The sequence below is a fragment of the Ramlibacter alkalitolerans genome (assembly GCF_016722765.1).
GTDB lineage: Bacteria > Pseudomonadota > Gammaproteobacteria > Burkholderiales > Burkholderiaceae_C > Ramlibacter > Ramlibacter alkalitolerans.
On sequence record NZ_JAEQND010000011.1, the window covers coordinates 167,086 to 182,478 of the forward strand.

General features: G+C 70.3%; 13 protein-coding genes. 2 read left to right on the top strand and 11 right to left on the bottom strand.

The window, feature by feature from the left end; translation table 11 throughout:
- Positions 1–2: 2 nt before the first annotated feature.
- The 6 genes from JI746_RS19965 to JI746_RS19990 form a co-directional block, all read right to left on the bottom strand.
- Positions 3–773, bottom strand: a complete 771-nt coding sequence (locus tag JI746_RS19965) for a flagellar hook-basal body protein (protein WP_201692026.1) — start codon at positions 771–773, stop codon at positions 3–5.
- The gene (locus tag JI746_RS19970) at positions 770–2,830 is read right to left on the bottom strand and encodes a flagellar biosynthesis protein FlhA (RefSeq protein ID WP_201692027.1); all 2,061 of its coding nucleotides are present in this window, start codon (positions 2,828–2,830) and stop codon (positions 770–772) included. Before JI746_RS19970 ends, JI746_RS19965 begins: the two co-directional genes overlap by 4 nt.
- Positions 2,827–3,915, bottom strand: a complete 1,089-nt coding sequence (locus JI746_RS19975; RefSeq protein ID WP_201692028.1) for an EscU/YscU/HrcU family type III secretion system export apparatus switch protein — start codon at positions 3,913–3,915, stop codon at positions 2,827–2,829. The genes JI746_RS19970 and JI746_RS19975 overlap by 4 nt, the downstream gene beginning before the upstream one ends.
- Positions 3,915–4,703 carry a flagellar biosynthetic protein FliR gene (gene fliR / locus JI746_RS19980; protein WP_201692029.1) on the bottom strand — a complete coding sequence of 263 codons (789 nt, stop codon included), beginning with the start codon at positions 4,701–4,703 and terminating at the stop codon, positions 3,915–3,917. Before fliR ends, JI746_RS19975 begins: the two co-directional genes overlap by 1 nt.
- A 10-nt stretch (positions 4,704–4,713) precedes the next feature.
- Positions 4,714–4,980 carry a flagellar biosynthetic protein FliQ gene (locus JI746_RS19985; RefSeq protein WP_201692030.1) on the bottom strand — a complete coding sequence of 89 codons (267 nt, stop codon included), beginning with the start codon at positions 4,978–4,980 and terminating at the stop codon, positions 4,714–4,716.
- Between the two features lie 143 nt (positions 4,981–5,123).
- Positions 5,124–5,531, bottom strand: coding sequence for a response regulator (locus JI746_RS19990; protein WP_201692031.1), 408 nt, complete (start codon positions 5,529–5,531; stop codon positions 5,124–5,126).
- A 131-nt stretch (positions 5,532–5,662) separates the two neighbouring features.
- Between JI746_RS19990 and JI746_RS19995 the strand changes: the two genes are divergently transcribed.
- The gene (locus JI746_RS19995; protein ID WP_201692032.1) at positions 5,663–6,778 is read left to right on the top strand and encodes an NADH:flavin oxidoreductase/NADH oxidase; all 1,116 of its coding nucleotides are present in this window, start codon (positions 5,663–5,665) and stop codon (positions 6,776–6,778) included.
- Between the two features lie 226 nt (positions 6,779–7,004).
- Here the strand turns inward: JI746_RS19995 and pgi are convergent, their stop codons facing one another.
- From pgi to JI746_RS20020, 5 genes are read right to left on the bottom strand one after another with little or no spacing between them, the layout of a single operon-like run.
- Positions 7,005–8,546 carry a glucose-6-phosphate isomerase gene (gene pgi, locus JI746_RS20000; RefSeq protein ID WP_201692033.1) on the bottom strand — a complete coding sequence of 514 codons (1,542 nt, stop codon included), beginning with the start codon at positions 8,544–8,546 and terminating at the stop codon, positions 7,005–7,007.
- 5 nt (positions 8,547–8,551) lie between these two features.
- Positions 8,552–9,499, bottom strand: coding sequence for a transaldolase (tal, locus tag JI746_RS20005; protein WP_201692034.1), 948 nt, complete (start codon positions 9,497–9,499; stop codon positions 8,552–8,554).
- A gap of 23 nt (positions 9,500–9,522) precedes the next feature.
- Entirely contained in the window at positions 9,523–10,569 is a 1,047-nt protein-coding gene (locus JI746_RS20010) for an ABC transporter ATP-binding protein (RefSeq protein WP_201692035.1), read from the bottom strand.
- Entirely contained in the window at positions 10,566–12,788 is a 2,223-nt protein-coding gene (locus tag JI746_RS20015; RefSeq protein WP_330893045.1) for an ABC transporter permease, read from the bottom strand. The genes JI746_RS20010 and JI746_RS20015 overlap by 4 nt, the downstream gene beginning before the upstream one ends.
- Positions 12,785–13,798, bottom strand: a complete 1,014-nt coding sequence (locus JI746_RS20020) for an ABC transporter substrate-binding protein (protein ID WP_201692036.1) — start codon at positions 13,796–13,798, stop codon at positions 12,785–12,787. The genes JI746_RS20015 and JI746_RS20020 overlap by 4 nt, the downstream gene beginning before the upstream one ends.
- 125 nt (positions 13,799–13,923) lie before the next feature.
- On the opposite strand from JI746_RS20020, the gene zwf reads away from it, so the two are divergent.
- Complete coding sequence (zwf, locus tag JI746_RS20025; protein WP_201692087.1) at positions 13,924–15,381, top strand: glucose-6-phosphate dehydrogenase; 1,458 nt, start codon at positions 13,924–13,926, stop codon at positions 15,379–15,381.
- Positions 15,382–15,393 lie beyond the last annotated feature (12 nt).

The following is a 15,393-nucleotide window of genomic DNA, read 5'->3' on the forward strand; positions in this document are numbered from 1 at the left end:
TGTCATGAACCCTCTCCCAGCCGACGGATGCTGGTGCCCAGCATCTCGTCGTAGCTCGTGGCGACCCGTTGCATCGTCTCCAGGTGGCGCACGGACTGGAGGAGCTGCACCATCTCCTGCATGGACTGCACGTTGGAGTTCTCCAGGAAGCCCTGCTGCACCTGGGTCGCGCCTTCGTTGACCGTCACCGGCTCACCGTGCACCCGCACCAGCCCGTCCCCGAGGCGTTCCAGCTGGGCGGATGCGTCGAACTGCACGATGCGCAGCTGGGCGAGCGGCGTTCCGCGGCTGCCGCCCTGTGCGGCGGCGGTCGCGTCGAATACCCGGCCGGCTGCATCGATCACGGGATTGCCCTGCGTGAGCTGGATCTCGCCGCCCACGCCCATCACGAGGTGGCCTTGCTGCGTGACGACACGCCCCCGCGGGTCCAGGCGGAAGTTGCCTTGGCGCGTGTAGGCAGGGCCAGCTTCCGTCTGCACTTCGATCCAGCCGGGGCCGGCGAGCGCAACATCGAGCGCCTGGCCGGTGGACTTGAGCGTGCCGGGCCGCTGGTCGACGTGGGAGGCCAGCATGGGCGACGGGCCGGCCTCCGCACGCTCGACGCCCAATCCTTGTTGCACCCCGCGCTCCACCCGGGCTGCGAACGGCAGGGTGACGGCCACGCCGCGCTTGTAGCCGACCGTCTGCGCGTTGGCCAGGTTCATGGCGACGGAGTCCAGCCGCGCCATGTCGGCCTGCATGCTGCCCAGGACCAGCGAGAGGATCTCGTTCATGCGACGCCCGCCTCCCGCACGGTGACCGTGCCATAGGACTTCAGTTCGATCGCGTGCGGAATCTCGGACATCGAGAGCACGCGCAGGTGCGGCAGGCCGCGCTCGCACAGGGAGCGCAGGTAGCGCCGCAGTTCGGGAGCGCACAGCAGCACGGGCAGCAGGTTGTTCTTCATCATCCGTTCGGCCTGCTGCACGAGCTGCAGCAGCAGCTTTTCGAGCAGCCGGGGTTCGATCGCGACCCCGGCGGGGGAAACGCCTTCGCGGCGCGCCGCCTGCACGCCCTGCAGGAGCCGGCTTTCGATGACCGGATCGAGCGTGAGGACATGGAGCGCGCCCGAACCGCCGGCCAGGCTCTGGCAGATGCTGTGTCCGAGCCGCTGGCGCACGGCTTCGGTGAGCTGCGCGGCGTCCTTCGTCGCCCGTCCCGCGTCGGCCAGCGTCTCCAGGATCGCCTCGAGGTGGCGGATCGAGACCTTCTCGCGCAGGAGGTTCTGCAGGACCTTCTGCACGTCGCCGACCGCGAGTACCGTCGGCACCAGTTCCTCCACCAGGGAGGGCTGCGACTGGCGCACGCGGGCCAGCAGCCGGTCGGTTTCCTGGCGCGTGAGCAGGGTGGCGGATTCGCGCCGCAGCACTTCGGTCAGGTGGGTCATGAAGACCGTCGCGCCGTCGACCAGCGTGTAGCGCGCGGCCGCGGCCTGCTCCCGCCCCGACACGTCGATCCAGAGGGCCGGCAGGCCGTAGGTCGGGTCGCGCGTGGCCTCGCCGGGCACCGCGGTCTGGTCGCCACCGGGATGGATGGCGAGCAGTTGTCCCTGGCGCGCCTCGCCCCGGCCCGCCAGCACGCCGTCGACGTAGAGCTCGTAGGCGTCCGGCGCCAGTTGCGCACTGCTGCGGAAACGGATGGCGGGGATCACGAGGCCCAGCTCCAGGGCGTGCTGGCTGCGCAGGGCACCGATGCGATCCTCGAACAAGTTGCCGCTGTCGCCGACCTGCAGGGCCCAGCGGCTGCCCACACGCACTTCCACCGGTTCGACCGACATCTGCGCGTAGGGGTCGGCGCTCTCCGGCGCCGGCGCACTGGTGTCCGCGGGCGCGTCCGAGCGCGCCCGCCGCGCCCACCAGGCGACCAGCATGGCCGCCGCGAACAGCGAGAAGGCCGGCAGCAGCGGGATGCCGGGCAGGAACAGCAGGGCGGCGAGCGCCGCTGCCACCATCACCAGCGTCTTGGGGAAGGCCGTCACCTGGCGCAGCGCCTGCTTTCCGAGGTCGCCGTCCGAGGCCGAGCGCGTGACGATGATGCCGGTGCCGACGGCGATGACCAGCGCGGGCACCTGCGTCACGATGCCGTCGCCGATGGTCAGCAGCGTGTACGTCTGCAGGGCCTGCGCCCACGGCATCTTGTGCTGCAGGATGCCGATCACCAGCCCGCCGATGATGTTGATCAGGAGGATCAGGATGCCGGCGACCGCGTCGCCCTTGACGAACTTGCTGGCGCCGTCCATGGCACCGTAGAAGCCCGCTTCCTTTTCGAGCTGGCGCCGCCGGCGCTGCGCTTCGGCCTGGTCGATGAAGCCCATGTTCAGGTCCGCATCGATGCTCATTTGCTGGCCGGGCATGCTGTCCAGGGTGAAGCGCGCCGCTACTTCGGAGACCCGCTGGGCGCCGCTCGTGACCACGACGAACTGCACCACGACCAGGATGAAGAACACGATCAGGCCGACAACGAAATTCCCCGCCACCACATGCGAGCCGATGGCGGCGATCACGCGGCCGGCGTCGCCCTCCGCCAGGATCAGGCGTGTCGCCGCGACGTTGAGCGACAGGCGGAACAGCGTCGCGAGGAGCAGCAGCGAGGGGAAGGTCGAGAAGTCCACCGGCCGCACCATGGAGAACGTGAGCAGCAGCAGCAGGAAGGCGAAGCTGAAGTTGGCGAGGATCAGGAAATCGAGCAGGCCGCGCGGAATCGGCAGGAACAGCACCAGCAGCACGCCCAGCAGCGCCAGCACCATCGCCACGTCCGTGTGGCGCCCGAGGAAGCGGCGCAGCGCGTTCATGCTGCCGCTCCGGTCGCGGCGCCGGCCTTCTGCTGGCGTGCGGCCAGGACCCAGACGATGACGCGGGCGACCTCCGCATGGAAGGAGGCGGGGATGTATTCGTCGAGTGCCGCTTCGCGGAACAGTCGGCGCGCAAGCGGCGGGTTCTGCACGACGACCACACGGTGGCGGGCGGCGATCTCGCGCATGGCGGCCGCGAGCTGGCCAGCGCCCTTGGCCACCACCCGCGGCGCCGGCATCTCGCCGTGCGCATAGCGCAGCGCCACGGCGTAGTGCGTCGGGTTGGTGAGCACCACGTCGGCCTCGCGGGTGTTCTTCAGCGACTGGCTGCGGCGCAGCATCTCGCGCCGCAGTTCCCGCAGGCGGCCGCGGATGCGGGGATCCCCCTCCCGGTTGCGGTATTCGTCCTTCAGCTCGCGCCGGCTCATGCGCATGCGGCGCGCGAACTCGCGCCGAGTGAACACGAGGTCCATGAGGGCGACGACCACCAGCGCCAGCGCCATCTTCCAGGCCAGGGCTGCGGCGTCGGCCAGCAGGACCTGCACGAAGCCCGAAGCCGGCACCGACGCGATGGCGGCAAACCCCGGCAGCAGGCTGCGCAGCGCCAGCCAGGCGACCGTCGCCAGCAGCGCGAGCTTCACGCAGGCACGCGCCGCATCGAACAGCGTGCGCAGCGAGAACATGCGGCGAAAGCCCTGGGCCGGATGCAGCCGCGTGAAGTCGGGGCGCAACGGCTCCAGCGCGAAGACGAAGCCGGTCTGCGCGACCGAGCCCACCACCGCGCCGACCAGGAGCGCGAGGAACAAGGGCCACAGCGCCAGCGCCGCGCCCGCCGCGAGCTCCTGCACCAGTGGCCACGGGAGGCCCTGCTGCGCGGCGCCGCCGGCGCGCAGCAGCGGCAGCCGCGCGAGCCGCACCAGCGCGTGCCAGGCGTCGAGACCGGAGGCGGCGAGCCAGCCGGCAGCGGCCACGAACACCACGCAGCCCACCGCTTCCGTGCTGCGCGGCGTCTGGCCCTTCTCACGCGCCTGGTGCAGCTTGAAGGGCGTGGCGGCTTCGCTGCGATCGAGGTCCTGCTCCGCCATCAGCGTGCTCCCGTGGCCAGCCAGGCCATCCAGGTCCGGTAGATGGCCGCATAGAGCCGGCCCGCCGGGGCGCCGAAGGTGCTGGCCCAGGCCCACAGCGAGAGCAGGCCGGCGACGATCTTCACCGGCACGCCGAGCACCAGCATGTTCATCTGCGGCAGGTTGCGCGAGATCACGCCGAGGGCGAAATCGACCAGCAGCAGGCTGAGCACCACCGGCGCCGCCAGCGCGAACCCGAGCGTGAACAGGGCCGCCGCTTCCCGTGCGATGGGCTCGGCGGCGCCCGCGAGCGGGCCCGACTGCCCCACCGGGAAGCGTTCGACGCTGTAGGCGATGCCGCGCAGCAGCGCATGGTGTCCGTTCACGAGGAAGAAGAACACCGCCGCGAACAGCGCGAAGACGGACGACAGCACCGGCACGCGGGTGCGCGTCGTGGGGTCGAACACCTGGGCGATGCCGAAGCCCACCTGCACGTCCACCAGGCGGCCTGCCAGCGCGAAGCCGGCGAACGCCATGAGCACGCCGAGGCCGAGGGTGGCGCCCACCACCAGCTCGCGCAGCACGGCCTGCAGCAGCACGCCGAATTCCTGCGGCGGAGGTGCGTTCGTGCCGGCGAAGGGAAGCGCGATCACGCAGGAGATGCCCAGTGCCATCAGCACGCGCACCAGCAGCGGCAAGGAGGCCGCGTACAGCAAGGGCGTCAGGAGCAGGAGGGCTGCGATGCGCGCGGACAGCAGCAGCATGGTGAGGATCCAGCCCGCACCCAGCGTGGAGACGATGGTGTTCATCGCTGCGGGCTCAGAGCAGCGAGGGGATCTGCGACCACAGCGACACGGTGAAGCGGCACAGGGTGCGCAGCATCCACGGCCCGAAGGCGATGACGGCGAGCCCCGCGGCCACCAGCTTCGGGACGAAGCTGAGGGACATCTCCTGGATCTGCGTCACGACCTGCAGCACGCTCACCACCAGGCCCACCAGCATCGTGATGCCGAGGACCGGCAGGCACACCATCAACCCCGTCCAGAACAGGTCCGCCGTCACGCGGATCGCGAAATCGCCCTGCATATCAACACCTCCCTGGTGCTTTCCTGAGGGCTGACTGTGCGGGACGTGCGCAATCCCGTTGAGTGCGGGATGTCACACGCTGCCGGCGCAATCGGCCGCGCGCGATTGCAGGAGGCGCCCGGGGCGGCGCAGGCGCGAGTGCGCTAGAAGGCCGGCGCCGGCGGCTGCAGCAGGCGCAGCAGCGCCGCCACCATGACCGGCTTGACGAGGAAGGAATCGAAGCCGGCCAGCTGCGCCGCTTCACGGTCGCTGGCCTGGTCGGATCCGGTCAGCGCCACCAGCTTCATGGCATGGGGCGGCACCTGCTCGCGGATCCGCGTGCAGGCGAGCACGCCGCCCATGCGCGGCATGTGCAGGTCGAGGATGGCGTACCGCGGCCGTTCGCGCAGCGCCACGTCGACGCCTTCGTCGCCGTCGTAGGCCACCAGCGTGTCGAAGCCGAGCTGTTGCAGGAGCTCGCACAGCCCATCCGCCGTATCGCGATGGTCGTCGACCACCAGCACCGTGCGAAGGGGGTCGGAGTCGGGGTCGGGTGGCGCTTGGGACGTCATCGCGCTGCAGGAACTGGAGAGCCGGGGTGCAAGGTCGGTGCATTGTGGCTGCGCGCCGCCCGCCGGGGCGTCAGAGACCTTCGCCAACGCCGGCCCGACGTCCCCTGCTCTAATCGGGGCAGGAACCACCCATGACTCACCTGTTCGACCCGCTGCAGCTGGGCAGCCTGCAGCTCGCCAATCGCATCGTGATCGCACCGATGTGCCAGTACTCCGCCGACGAGGGCAGCGCGACCGACTGGCACGCCATCCATCTCGGGCACCTGTCGCTTTCCGGCGCCGGGCTGCTGATCATCGAAGCCACGGCCGTGTCCGCCGTCGGGCGCATCTCGCCCACCGACCTCGGCCTGTACTCGGATGCCAACGAGGCTGCGCTGGCTCGCGTGCTGGCGATGGTGCGCAGACATTCGCCGATCCCGGTCGCGATCCAGATCTCCCACGCCGGACGCAAGGGCTCCAGCGAGGCACCCTGGGACGGCGGCGCGCAGATCCGACCCGATGCGCCCCGCGGCTGGCGCACCGAGGCGCCCTCGCCGCTATCGCATTCGGCCGGCGAAGTGACGCCCGTGGAGCTGGATCGCGCCGGGCTGGCGCGCATCCGCGACGACTTCGCGCGCACCGCCGCGCGCGCCGCGCGCCTGGGCCTCGACGGCATCGAACTGCACGCGGCGCACGGCTACCTGCTGCACCAGTTCCTCTCGCCCCTGGCGAACCAGCGCGAGGACGAATACGGCGGCAGCCGCGACAACCGCATGCGCTTTCCGCTCGAGGTGTTCGATGCGGTGCGCGCGGCCTTCCCCGCCGACCGGCCCGTGTGGGCGCGGGTGTCGGCGACGGACTGGGTGCCGGGCGGCTGGGATGTGGCCGACACGATCGCCTTCGCACAGGCGCTGGCGGCGCGCGGCAGCGCGGCGATCCACGTGTCCAGTGGCGGCGTGTCGCCGCTCCAGAAGATCGCGCTCGGCCCCGGCTACCAGGTTCCGTTCGCCCACAGCATCAAGCAGGCCGTGGGCGTTCCCACCATCGCGGTCGGCCTCATCACCGAAGCCGAGCAAGCGGAGGCGATCGTGCGCGACGGCCAGGCCGACGCGGTCGCGCTGGCCCGCGCCATGCTGTACGAGCCGCGCTGGCCATGGCATGCGGCAGCGAAGCTCGGCGCGCAGGTCAACGCGCCCCGGCAGTACTGGCGCTCGCAGCCGCGCGAGCACAAGGACCTGTTCGCCGGCGCGCACTACGGCCAGCGCTGAACCGGCCCGCGTCTCCTAGCACAAGGCCGAAGGCGCGCTTCCGACAACTTCCGTGGAGAACCTTGTGGACAACCGTGTGGAAGGGGCCGCAGGGCCGCGCCAGCACTGCACCTGGCTGCGGTGATGCATCAACAGGCACACGCTTGCACAGGCTGACGGGATGCGCAGCATGCGCACCCCGCCGGCGCTCATGTCGCTCGTGCGACAGCCACGGCACGGTCGCGTTTCAAGGCCTCAGGCGCTGCAGCAGGCCGGCCGTGGACCCATCGAGGCCCACCGTATCGCCCGACGCAAGTCGCTGCGCGATGTCGCTCGCCAGCACCTTGCCGAGCTCGACCCCCCACTGGTCGAAGCTGTCGATGCCCCACACGCTGCCGCTGGTGAAGACGCGGTGCTCGTGCAGCGCGATCAGCGCGCCGAGGGACTCCGGCCCCAGCGTATCGAGCACGAAGAAGGTGCTGGGCCGGTTGCCGCTGAAGTTGCGATGGCCGCCGGCGTCGGGCTTGCCCTGCATCAGCGCCTGCGCCTGCGCAAGCGCATTGGCCAGCAGCAGTTCGTGGTGGCCCGGGATGCCGTGCGCCGGCTCGCGCACGGCGATGAATTCGACCGGCACGCGATCGGTGCCCTGGTGCAGCATCTGGAAGTAGGCGTGCTGGCCGTTGGTGCCGGCCTCGCCCCACAGCACCGGCGAGGTGGCGAAGGGCAGCGGCTGCCCCTGCGCGTCCACGCTCTTGCCGTTGCTCTCCATCTCCAGTTGCTGCAGGTAGGCGGGAAAGCGGCGCAGCGCGCTGTGGTAGGGCGCGATGCTGCGGCTGGCGAAGCCGTGGAAATCGCGGTACCACACGTCCAGCAGCCCGAGGCGCACCGGCAGGTTGCGTTCCAGCGGCTCGCGGCGAAAGTGCTGGTCCATCGCGTGCGCGCCGGCGAGGAAGGCCGAGAAGCGCTGCGCCCCGATCGCGATCGCCAGCGGCAGCCCGATCGCCGACCAGAGCGAATAGCGGCCGCCCACCCAGTCCCAGAACCCGAAGGTGGTGGTGATGCCGAACTGGCGCGCGGCCTCGACGTTGGTGGTCAGCGCCGCGAAGTGCCGCGCTATCTCGTTGCCGCCCTGCTGCTGGAACCACACGCGGGCACTGCGCGCGTTGGTCATGGTCTCCAGCGTCGTGAAGGTCTTGGAGGCGACCAGGAACAGCGTGCCCTCCGGGCGCAGCTGCTGCAGCACCGCATCGAGCTCGTGGGCGTCGATGTTGGAGACGAAGTGCAAGCGCTTGCCGCGGATGCGGAAGGCGTCGAGCGCCGCCACCGCCATCTGCGGCCCCAGGTCGGAGCCGCCGATGCCGATGTTGACCACGTCGGTGATGGTGGCGTCCGCGCGCACATGCTCGGCGTACGCGAGCATGGCTTCCAGTGTCTCGTGCACGGCCATCGAGTCGGGGTCCTGCGCATCGCGCGGCGCGCGCAGCAGCCAGTGCTTGACCGCCCGGTTCTCGGTGTTGTTGATGCGCTCGCCGGCGAACATCGCATCGCGATGGGCTTCGACCCCGCATTCGCGCGCGAGCGCCATCAGCGCCTGCTCGGTGCCGGCATCGATCAGGTTCTTCGACAGGTCCGCGAACACGTGCGGCGCCTGCTGGCTGAACCGCGCGAAGCGGCCGTCATCCTGCGCGAAGGCGTCGCGCAGGTCGAAGGAGGCACTCCCGCTGCGGAAGCGCTCCTGCAATTGCCCCCAGGCGGCCGTGCGGTCGCAGCGCTTGCGTGCGTCAGCCATGGCGGTCAGGCGGCGAGGATCAGCTTTTCCAGCTTCGCCGCGTCGGCGGCGAAGGTGCGGATGCCTTCGGCCAGCTTGTCGCCGGCCATGGCGTCCTCGTTGAGCGCCCAGCGGAAGGACCTCTCGTCGTACTGCACGCGCTCGATGTCGGCCGCCTTCGCCTGCGCGGGATCGAGCGCCCGCTGCACCGGCGCCTCGGAGCCGGCGAGCTGCGCGAGCAGCTCGGGGCTGATGGTCAGCAGGTCGCATCCGGCCAGCGCGAGGATCTGGCCCACGTTGCGGAAGCTCGCGCCCATCACCTCGGTGGGAATGCCGAAATGCTTGTAGTACGTCCAGATCTGGCGCACCGACTGCACGCCCGGATCGTTGGCGCCCGCGCGCGCCGCCTCGTCCCAGGCCGCGCCGGCGCTCTTCTTGTACCAGTCGTAGATGCGGCCCACGAAGGGCGAGATCAGCTTGACCTTTGCCTGCCCGCAGGCCACGGCCTGGCAGAAGGAGAACAGCAGGGTCAGGTTGCACTGGATGCCCTTCTCCTGCAGCCGGGCCGCCGCCTGGATGCCCTCCCAGGTGGAGGCCACCTTGATCAGGACCCGCTCGGCCGGCACGCCTTCGGCGCGGTACAGGGCCATGATGCGCTCGCCGCGGGCCACCGTGGCCGCGGTGTCGAAGCTCAGGCGGACATCGAGCTCGGTGGAGACGCGGCCGGGGACGTGCTGCAGGATCTCGGCGCCGAAGCGCACCAGCAGGCGGTCCACGATCTCGTCGACGTGCTGCTTGCCGTGCTGGGCCACCGTCTCGTGCAGCAGGTGCGCATAGTCGGCCTTCTGCACCGCCTTGAGGATCAGCGAGGGATTGGTCGTCGCGTCCCGCGGCTGGTATTGCGCGAGCTGGCGGAAGTCGCCGGTGTCGGCCACCACCGTGGTGTACTGCTTGAGGGCATCCAGTTGGTTCATGCCCCGATTATCCGGCGCGGCGGCTACGAAGGGCGCACGATGGCGACGCCGTGGCTCGCCAGTTGCAGCCCCACTTCGCTGCCAAGGCCGAGTGCATGCCCCACGTCGGGCGAGACGACGAACACCGGACCGAGTTCGGTGTCGAAGCTGTACTCGTAGCTGCTGCCGAGGTACGAGAGCTTGGCGAGCCGGCCGGCGAGGCCTTGCCCGGGCGGCCCGAGCTGCCACGCTTCCGGTCGCACCGCGAGCTTGACCGCGCCCGCGGGCACCGGCCGGCGCGGCACGACACGCAGCGGCCCGAGCGCGATGCCGCCCGCGCCATCGGCCTGCGCATCGAACAGCATCGCCTCGCCCATGAAGGCCGCCACGAATTCGCTGGCCGGCGCCTCGTACAGGTCCTGCGGCGTGCCGCGCTGCGCGATCACGCCGTGGTCCATCACGATGATGTGGTCGCTGACCGCGAGCGCCTCGCCCTGGTCGTGCGTGACGTAGGCGACCGTGAGCTGCAGCCGCTGCTGCAGGGCGCGGATCTCGTCGCGCATCTCGCGCCGCAGGCGGGCGTCGAGGTTGGACAGCGGCTCGTCGAACAGCAGCACCTGCGGCTGCAGCACCAGCGCGCGCGCCAGCGCCACCCGTTGCTGCTGGCCGCCGGAAAGCTCGCTGGGCAGGCGCGCATCGAAATCCACCAGGCCCACCGTCTGCAGCGCATCGATCGCACGCCGGCGGGCCTCTCCCGTCGGCACCCCCGACATGCGCAGGCCGTAGCTCACGTTCTCCACCACATCCATGTGCGGGAACAGCGCGTAGCTCTGGAACATCATGCTGACGTTGCGCTGCGCGGGACCGAGCCGCGTGACGTCGCGCCCGCCGATCAGGATCTGGCCTGCGCTCGGGGTCTCCAGGCCGGCGATCAGGCGCAGCGTCGTCGTCTTGCCGCAGCCGGACGGGCCGAGGATGGTGGTGAGCGAGCCGCGCGGGATCTCGAAGCTGATGCCGTCGACGGCCGCCCGCGCGGCCGCATCGGCGGCATAGCGCTTGCTCACGCCGCGCAATTCGATGCCCGCGCTCATGCAGATGCTCCCGCCATCGCCTGTGCCGCAACCGGCGAGCGCCGGCCCAGGCGGCGCTCGCCGACCAGCCGCTGGATCGCCGCGATGGCCACGCTCATCATCGCGATCAGCACCGTGCAGTACGCCAGCGCCACGCCGTAGTCGCCGTTGCCCACCCGCCCGATGATGTAGGTGGTGGCGAGTTCGTTTTCCGCGGTGACCAGGAAGATCACCGCGGACACCGTGGTGATGGCACGGACGAAGCTGTAGACGAGCGCCGCCACCAGGGCCGGCTTGAGCAGCGGCAGCACCACGTGGCGCAGCGTCTGCAGCGTGGAGGCACGCAGCATCAGCGAGGCTTCGTCGAGCGACTTGTCGACCTGGTGCAAGGCCGCCGTGCCGGCCTGCACGCCGACCGGCAGGTTCCGGAACACGAAGCACAGCACGATGATCAGGCCGGTGCCGGTCAGCTCGATCGGAGGGACGTTGAAGGCGAGGATGTAGCTCACGCCCAGCACCGTGCCCGGAATCGCGAAGGCCAGCAAGGCGGAGAACTCGAACATCCGCTGGCCGCGAAAGCGCGTGCGCGCCAGCAGCCAGGCGATCAGCAGGCCCAGTGCCGCCGTCAAGGGCGCGGACAGCGCGGCCAGTTTCATCGTGGTGAGGAACGAGTTCCAGGCGGTGCCCGCCCACACCACGCCGAAGGCGCCCCACTCGAGCGCGAAGGCGGTGCGGAAATGCGCGAGGGTCAAGGTGTAGTCGCGGCCCCAGGTGCGCACGAAGCCGCCGGCGAAGGCGAACAGGTACACCACCAGCGTGAACGCGACCCAGGGCAGCGCGACGCCGTGCACCAGCCGGCGCACGTGGGGCGGCAAGGGCATCGCCAGCCCGCCGTCGCCCTTGCCGGCCAGCGTGGCATAGCTGCGTCGCCCGATCGCCCAGCGTTGCAGCACGAAGGCGCCCAGCGCGAACAGCGTCAACAGCCAGGCGAGCGCGGCGGCGCGGCCCTGGTCGTACTGCGCGCCCACGATGGCGAAGAAGATCTCGGTGGACAGCACCGAGAACTGGCCGCCCACCACGACCGGGTTGCCGAAATCGGCCATGCTCTCGATGAAGCCGACCAGGAAGGCGCTGGCGATGCCGGGGCGCAGCAGCGGCAGGGTGATGGTGCGGAAGGTCTGGCGCGCGTCGGCCCGCAGCGTCTGCGCCGCTTCCTCCAGGCTGGGCGAGACGCCTTGCACCACGCCGCGCAAGGTCATGAAGGCGATCGGCGTGAAGGCGAAGGTCTGCGCGATCCACACGCCCAGCCAGCCGTAGAACCAGCGCGAAGGCTCCACGCCGAACGCCGCCTCCAGCCACTGGTTGACGAGGCCGGCGCGGCCGAAGAGGAGGATCAGCCCGAGCCCCACGACGAAGGGCGGCGTGATGATCGGCAGCAGCGCCAGCACCTTGAGCGGACGCGCGAGCCGGCGCGATCCGCGCTCCGCCATCAGTGCCATGAGGGTGCCGAGCAGCGTGGTGCTGGCTGCCGTCATCAGGCCCAGGAACAGCGTGTTCCAGGCGACGCCGCAGCGCACGCCGCCGCCCAGGCACTGCAGGCCCCAGTTGCGCTCGCTCGCGATGCGGGCCGCGAAGGCGGCCAGGCCAGCGCGCCCGTCCTCATCGACGAAGGCGCCGACCAGCGCCTTGAGGACCGGATAGACGATGAACAGCGCCAGCAGTGCGCCGCACGCGAGCACCGCGCCGGCGACGAACAGGTCGCCGCGGAACAGGCCGCGTCGCGCCAGGCCGAAGGCGCCGAGCACGAGCAGCGACAGCAGCGCGATCGCGGCGCCCCAGCCCATGCCGAACTGCTGCACGCCGAGGTCGCCGAAGAGGGCCTGCAGCGCCGCGAAGTTCCAGCCCCTGGCACCGATGGCGAAGCCCGCGGCCAGCAGCGCCAGCAGGCCGCCGAAACCGCCCGCCAGCAGCAGCTGGCCCTGCCTGCCATCCGGTGGCAGCAGGGCCGCCGCGGCGCACAGGATCAATCCGGCGAGCCCCGCCAGCAGCCAGGGGCGGCCGAACATCACGGCTTGCAGCAGCCCATTTGCCGTGGCCTGCTCGCCCCAGGTGCGACCGAGCGCGAGCAGGCCGTTCGCGTCCTGCAATGCGTACCACGGCAACAGCAGGTAGGCGAGCAGGCCCGCGGCCACCCAGGCCCACAGCGGTGCGTTGGGCCCCTTCAGGATGGCGAGGCTCACCGCGGCAGCGCGTTCACTTCCTTTTCCCAGCGCGCGATCAGGCGCCGGCGCTCGGCGCTGGCGCCGTACTTCGCATAGTCGTACTCGATGAAGCGGATCTTGCGGAAGTCCGGCACGCGCGCGTCCACCTTCGCGGCCTTGTTGCTCGGAAGCTGGAAGGACTTCGCCGCGGCGGCCAGTTCCTGCGCCGGCGGCGTCAGCGCCCACTCGTAGAACTTCTTCGCGGCCTCGAGGTTGCGCGCACCCTTGACGATGCTCATGGAGCCGATCTCGGCCCCCGTTCCGTCCGCCGGCGTGACCGTCTCGACCGGAAAGCCCTGCATCTTCTCGCCCGGGGCGTCGTGCACGAAGCTGATGGACAACGCCGTCTCGCCCCGCGCCACCGCCTTGATCGGGGCGGTGCCGGAACGCGTATAGGCGCCGATGTTGCGGTGCAGGGCCTTGAGGTACTCGAAGGCCTTGTCTTCGCCCATCAGCTGCACCAGCGTGGCGATCATCGTGTACGCGGTGCCGCTGGAGGCGGGATTGGCCACCTGCACCTCGCCCTTGTAGTCCGGCTTGAGCAGGTCGGCCCAGGTCCGGGGCACCGCCAGCTTCTTCTTCGCCAGCAGCTCGGGGTTGTAGCCGAAGCCCAGCGGCCCCGAGTAGATGCCCACCGTGCGCCAGTTCGACTGCTTCGCCTGTTGCTGCGCCCACCCGTGCAGCTGCGGCAGCGAAGGCGACCTGTATTCCAGCGTGAGGCCCTGCTCCGCTGCCTGCAGGTGCGGATCGCCGGTGCCGCCGAACCACACGTCGGTCTTCGGGTTCTCCTTTTCGGCGATGAGCTGCGCCAGCGCCTCGCCGGACCCCTTCATGGTCATGTTCACGCGCGTCCCGGTGCTGCGCGCGTAGACCGTGGAGATCATGTTGCACCACTCCGCCTGCACCGAGCAGATCACGTTGACCTGGCCCTGCGCCGCGGCAGTGCCGGCCGCGACTGCGAACACCAGGCCGAGACAGAACTTGCGCATTGCGTTCTCCTGCGTAACGAAATTACGACTGCATTTGCCGAGCGATCGGCTGCCGGCGTGACCCATGCATCCCCCAGGGGATGAAACGAAGTTACAGTACCCCGACCCTCACGAACAACAAGGACATGAGCTTCGACCTCGTTCTCTTCGGCGGTACCGGCGACCTCGCATGGCGCAAGCTGATGCCTGCGTTGTTCCAGGCCTTCCGCCACGGCACGCTCCCCGAGGGTGGCCGCATTATCGGCATAGCGCGCGACGACCTGAGCGATGCCCAGTACCGCGACCTCATTCGCTCGCGCTTCGACGGCGTCGACCTGGCGAAGCGGCCGAGCCCGGAGGAATTCGAACGCTTCGCCGGACTGCTGCACTTCCTTCGCCTCGACCTGTCGCGGCCGGAGGACTACGGCCGCCTCGCGCAGATGCTGCGCGAGCGCCACGCCGACGTCGTGGTGATGTACCTCGCGACCGCGCCCGACCTGTTCTCGCAGGTGGTGCAGCAGCTCGCCGCCGCCGGCCTGAACGGCGCGAACACGCGGCTGGTGCTGGAAAAGCCCCTGGGCCACGACCTCGCCTCCAACCGCGCGATCAACGAGACCGTGCGCAGCGTGCTGAGCGAACGCCAGATCTTCCGCATCGACCACTACCTCGGCAAGCCCGCGGTGCAGAACCTGTTCGCGATGCGCTTCGGCAATGCGCTGTTCGAGCCCGTGTGGCGGCGCGAACACATCTCCCACATCCAGATCACGATCGCCGAGGACCTGGGGGTGGAAAAGCGAGGCGCCTTCTACGACAAGACGGGCGCGCTGCGCGACATGGTGCAGAACCACGCCTTGCAGCTGCTGTGCGCGCTGGCGATGGAGCCGCCGATCAACGCCCACGCCGATGCGATCCGCGACGAGAAGCTCAAGGTGCTGCGCTCGCTCAAGCCGTGGACCGCCGAGGCGCTGGACCAGCACGTGGTGCGCGGGCAGTACGCGGCCGGCAACGTCAACGGCCAGCCGGTGAAGGGCTACCGCGAGGAGCCCGGCGTGGACCCGGAAAGCCGCACCGAAACCTTCGTCGCGCTGCGCACCGAGATCGCGAGCTGGCGCTGGGCCGGCGTGCCCTTCTACATCCGCACCGGCAAGCGGCTGGGTTCGCGCGAGGCGCACATCGTCGTCAACTTCCGCGAGACGCCGCACGCGATCTTCAGCGCGCCCCCCGGCAGCACCAACCGGCTGATCATCCACCTGCAGCCGCGCGACGGCCTGGAGCTGCACCTGCTGGCCCAGGGCAGCCAGGAGAACCGCCGCAACGGCCAGGTCCTGGCCCCGGTTCACCTCGACCTCGACTTCGACAAGCGCTTCGGCTCCGAGCGCGTCGGCGCCTACGAGCGGCTGCTGCTGGACGTGATCGCCGGCCGCCTGAACCTGTTCGTGCGCAGCGACGAACAGGAAGCCGCGTGGCGCTGGGTGGAGCCTGTCCTGGAGCGCTGGCGCGGCGAGGAGCGCGGGCCGCGGCCGTACAACGCCGGCACCATGGGGCCGAGCGCCGCCAGCGCCATGATCGCGCGCGACGGCTTCTGCTGGAGCGAGGAATGCTAGGCCCCCGCCCGG

What these genes read in the sequence shown, in the direction of transcription:
- JI746_RS20010 (WP_201692035.1), bottom strand. Translation starts at nt 10,569, where the DNA reads ATGAGCGCGGGCATCGAATTGCGCGGCGTGAGCAAGCGCTATGCCGCC.
- JI746_RS19985 (WP_201692030.1), bottom strand. Translation starts at nt 4,980, where the DNA reads ATGCAGGGCGATTTCGCGATCCGCGTGACGGCGGACCTGTTCTGGACG.
- JI746_RS20020 (WP_201692036.1), bottom strand. Translation starts at nt 13,798, where the DNA reads ATGCGCAAGTTCTGTCTCGGCCTGGTGTTCGCAGTCGCGGCCGGCACT.
- JI746_RS19990 (WP_201692031.1), bottom strand. Translation starts at nt 5,531, where the DNA reads ATGACGTCCCAAGCGCCACCCGACCCCGACTCCGACCCCCTTCGCACG.
- pgi (WP_201692033.1), bottom strand. Translation starts at nt 8,546, where the DNA reads ATGGCTGACGCACGCAAGCGCTGCGACCGCACGGCCGCCTGGGGGCAA.
- JI746_RS19970 (WP_201692027.1), bottom strand. Translation starts at nt 2,830, where the DNA reads ATGAACGCGCTGCGCCGCTTCCTCGGGCGCCACACGGACGTGGCGATG.
- zwf (WP_201692087.1), top strand. Translation starts at nt 13,924, where the DNA reads ATGAGCTTCGACCTCGTTCTCTTCGGCGGTACCGGCGACCTCGCATGG.
- JI746_RS19965 (WP_201692026.1), bottom strand. Translation starts at nt 773, where the DNA reads ATGAACGAGATCCTCTCGCTGGTCCTGGGCAGCATGCAGGCCGACATG.
- JI746_RS19995 (WP_201692032.1), top strand. Translation starts at nt 5,663, where the DNA reads ATGACTCACCTGTTCGACCCGCTGCAGCTGGGCAGCCTGCAGCTCGCC.
- fliR (WP_201692029.1), bottom strand. Translation starts at nt 4,703, where the DNA reads ATGAACACCATCGTCTCCACGCTGGGTGCGGGCTGGATCCTCACCATG.
- JI746_RS19975 (WP_201692028.1), bottom strand. Translation starts at nt 3,915, where the DNA reads ATGGCGGAGCAGGACCTCGATCGCAGCGAAGCCGCCACGCCCTTCAAG.
- tal (WP_201692034.1), bottom strand. Translation starts at nt 9,499, where the DNA reads ATGAACCAACTGGATGCCCTCAAGCAGTACACCACGGTGGTGGCCGAC.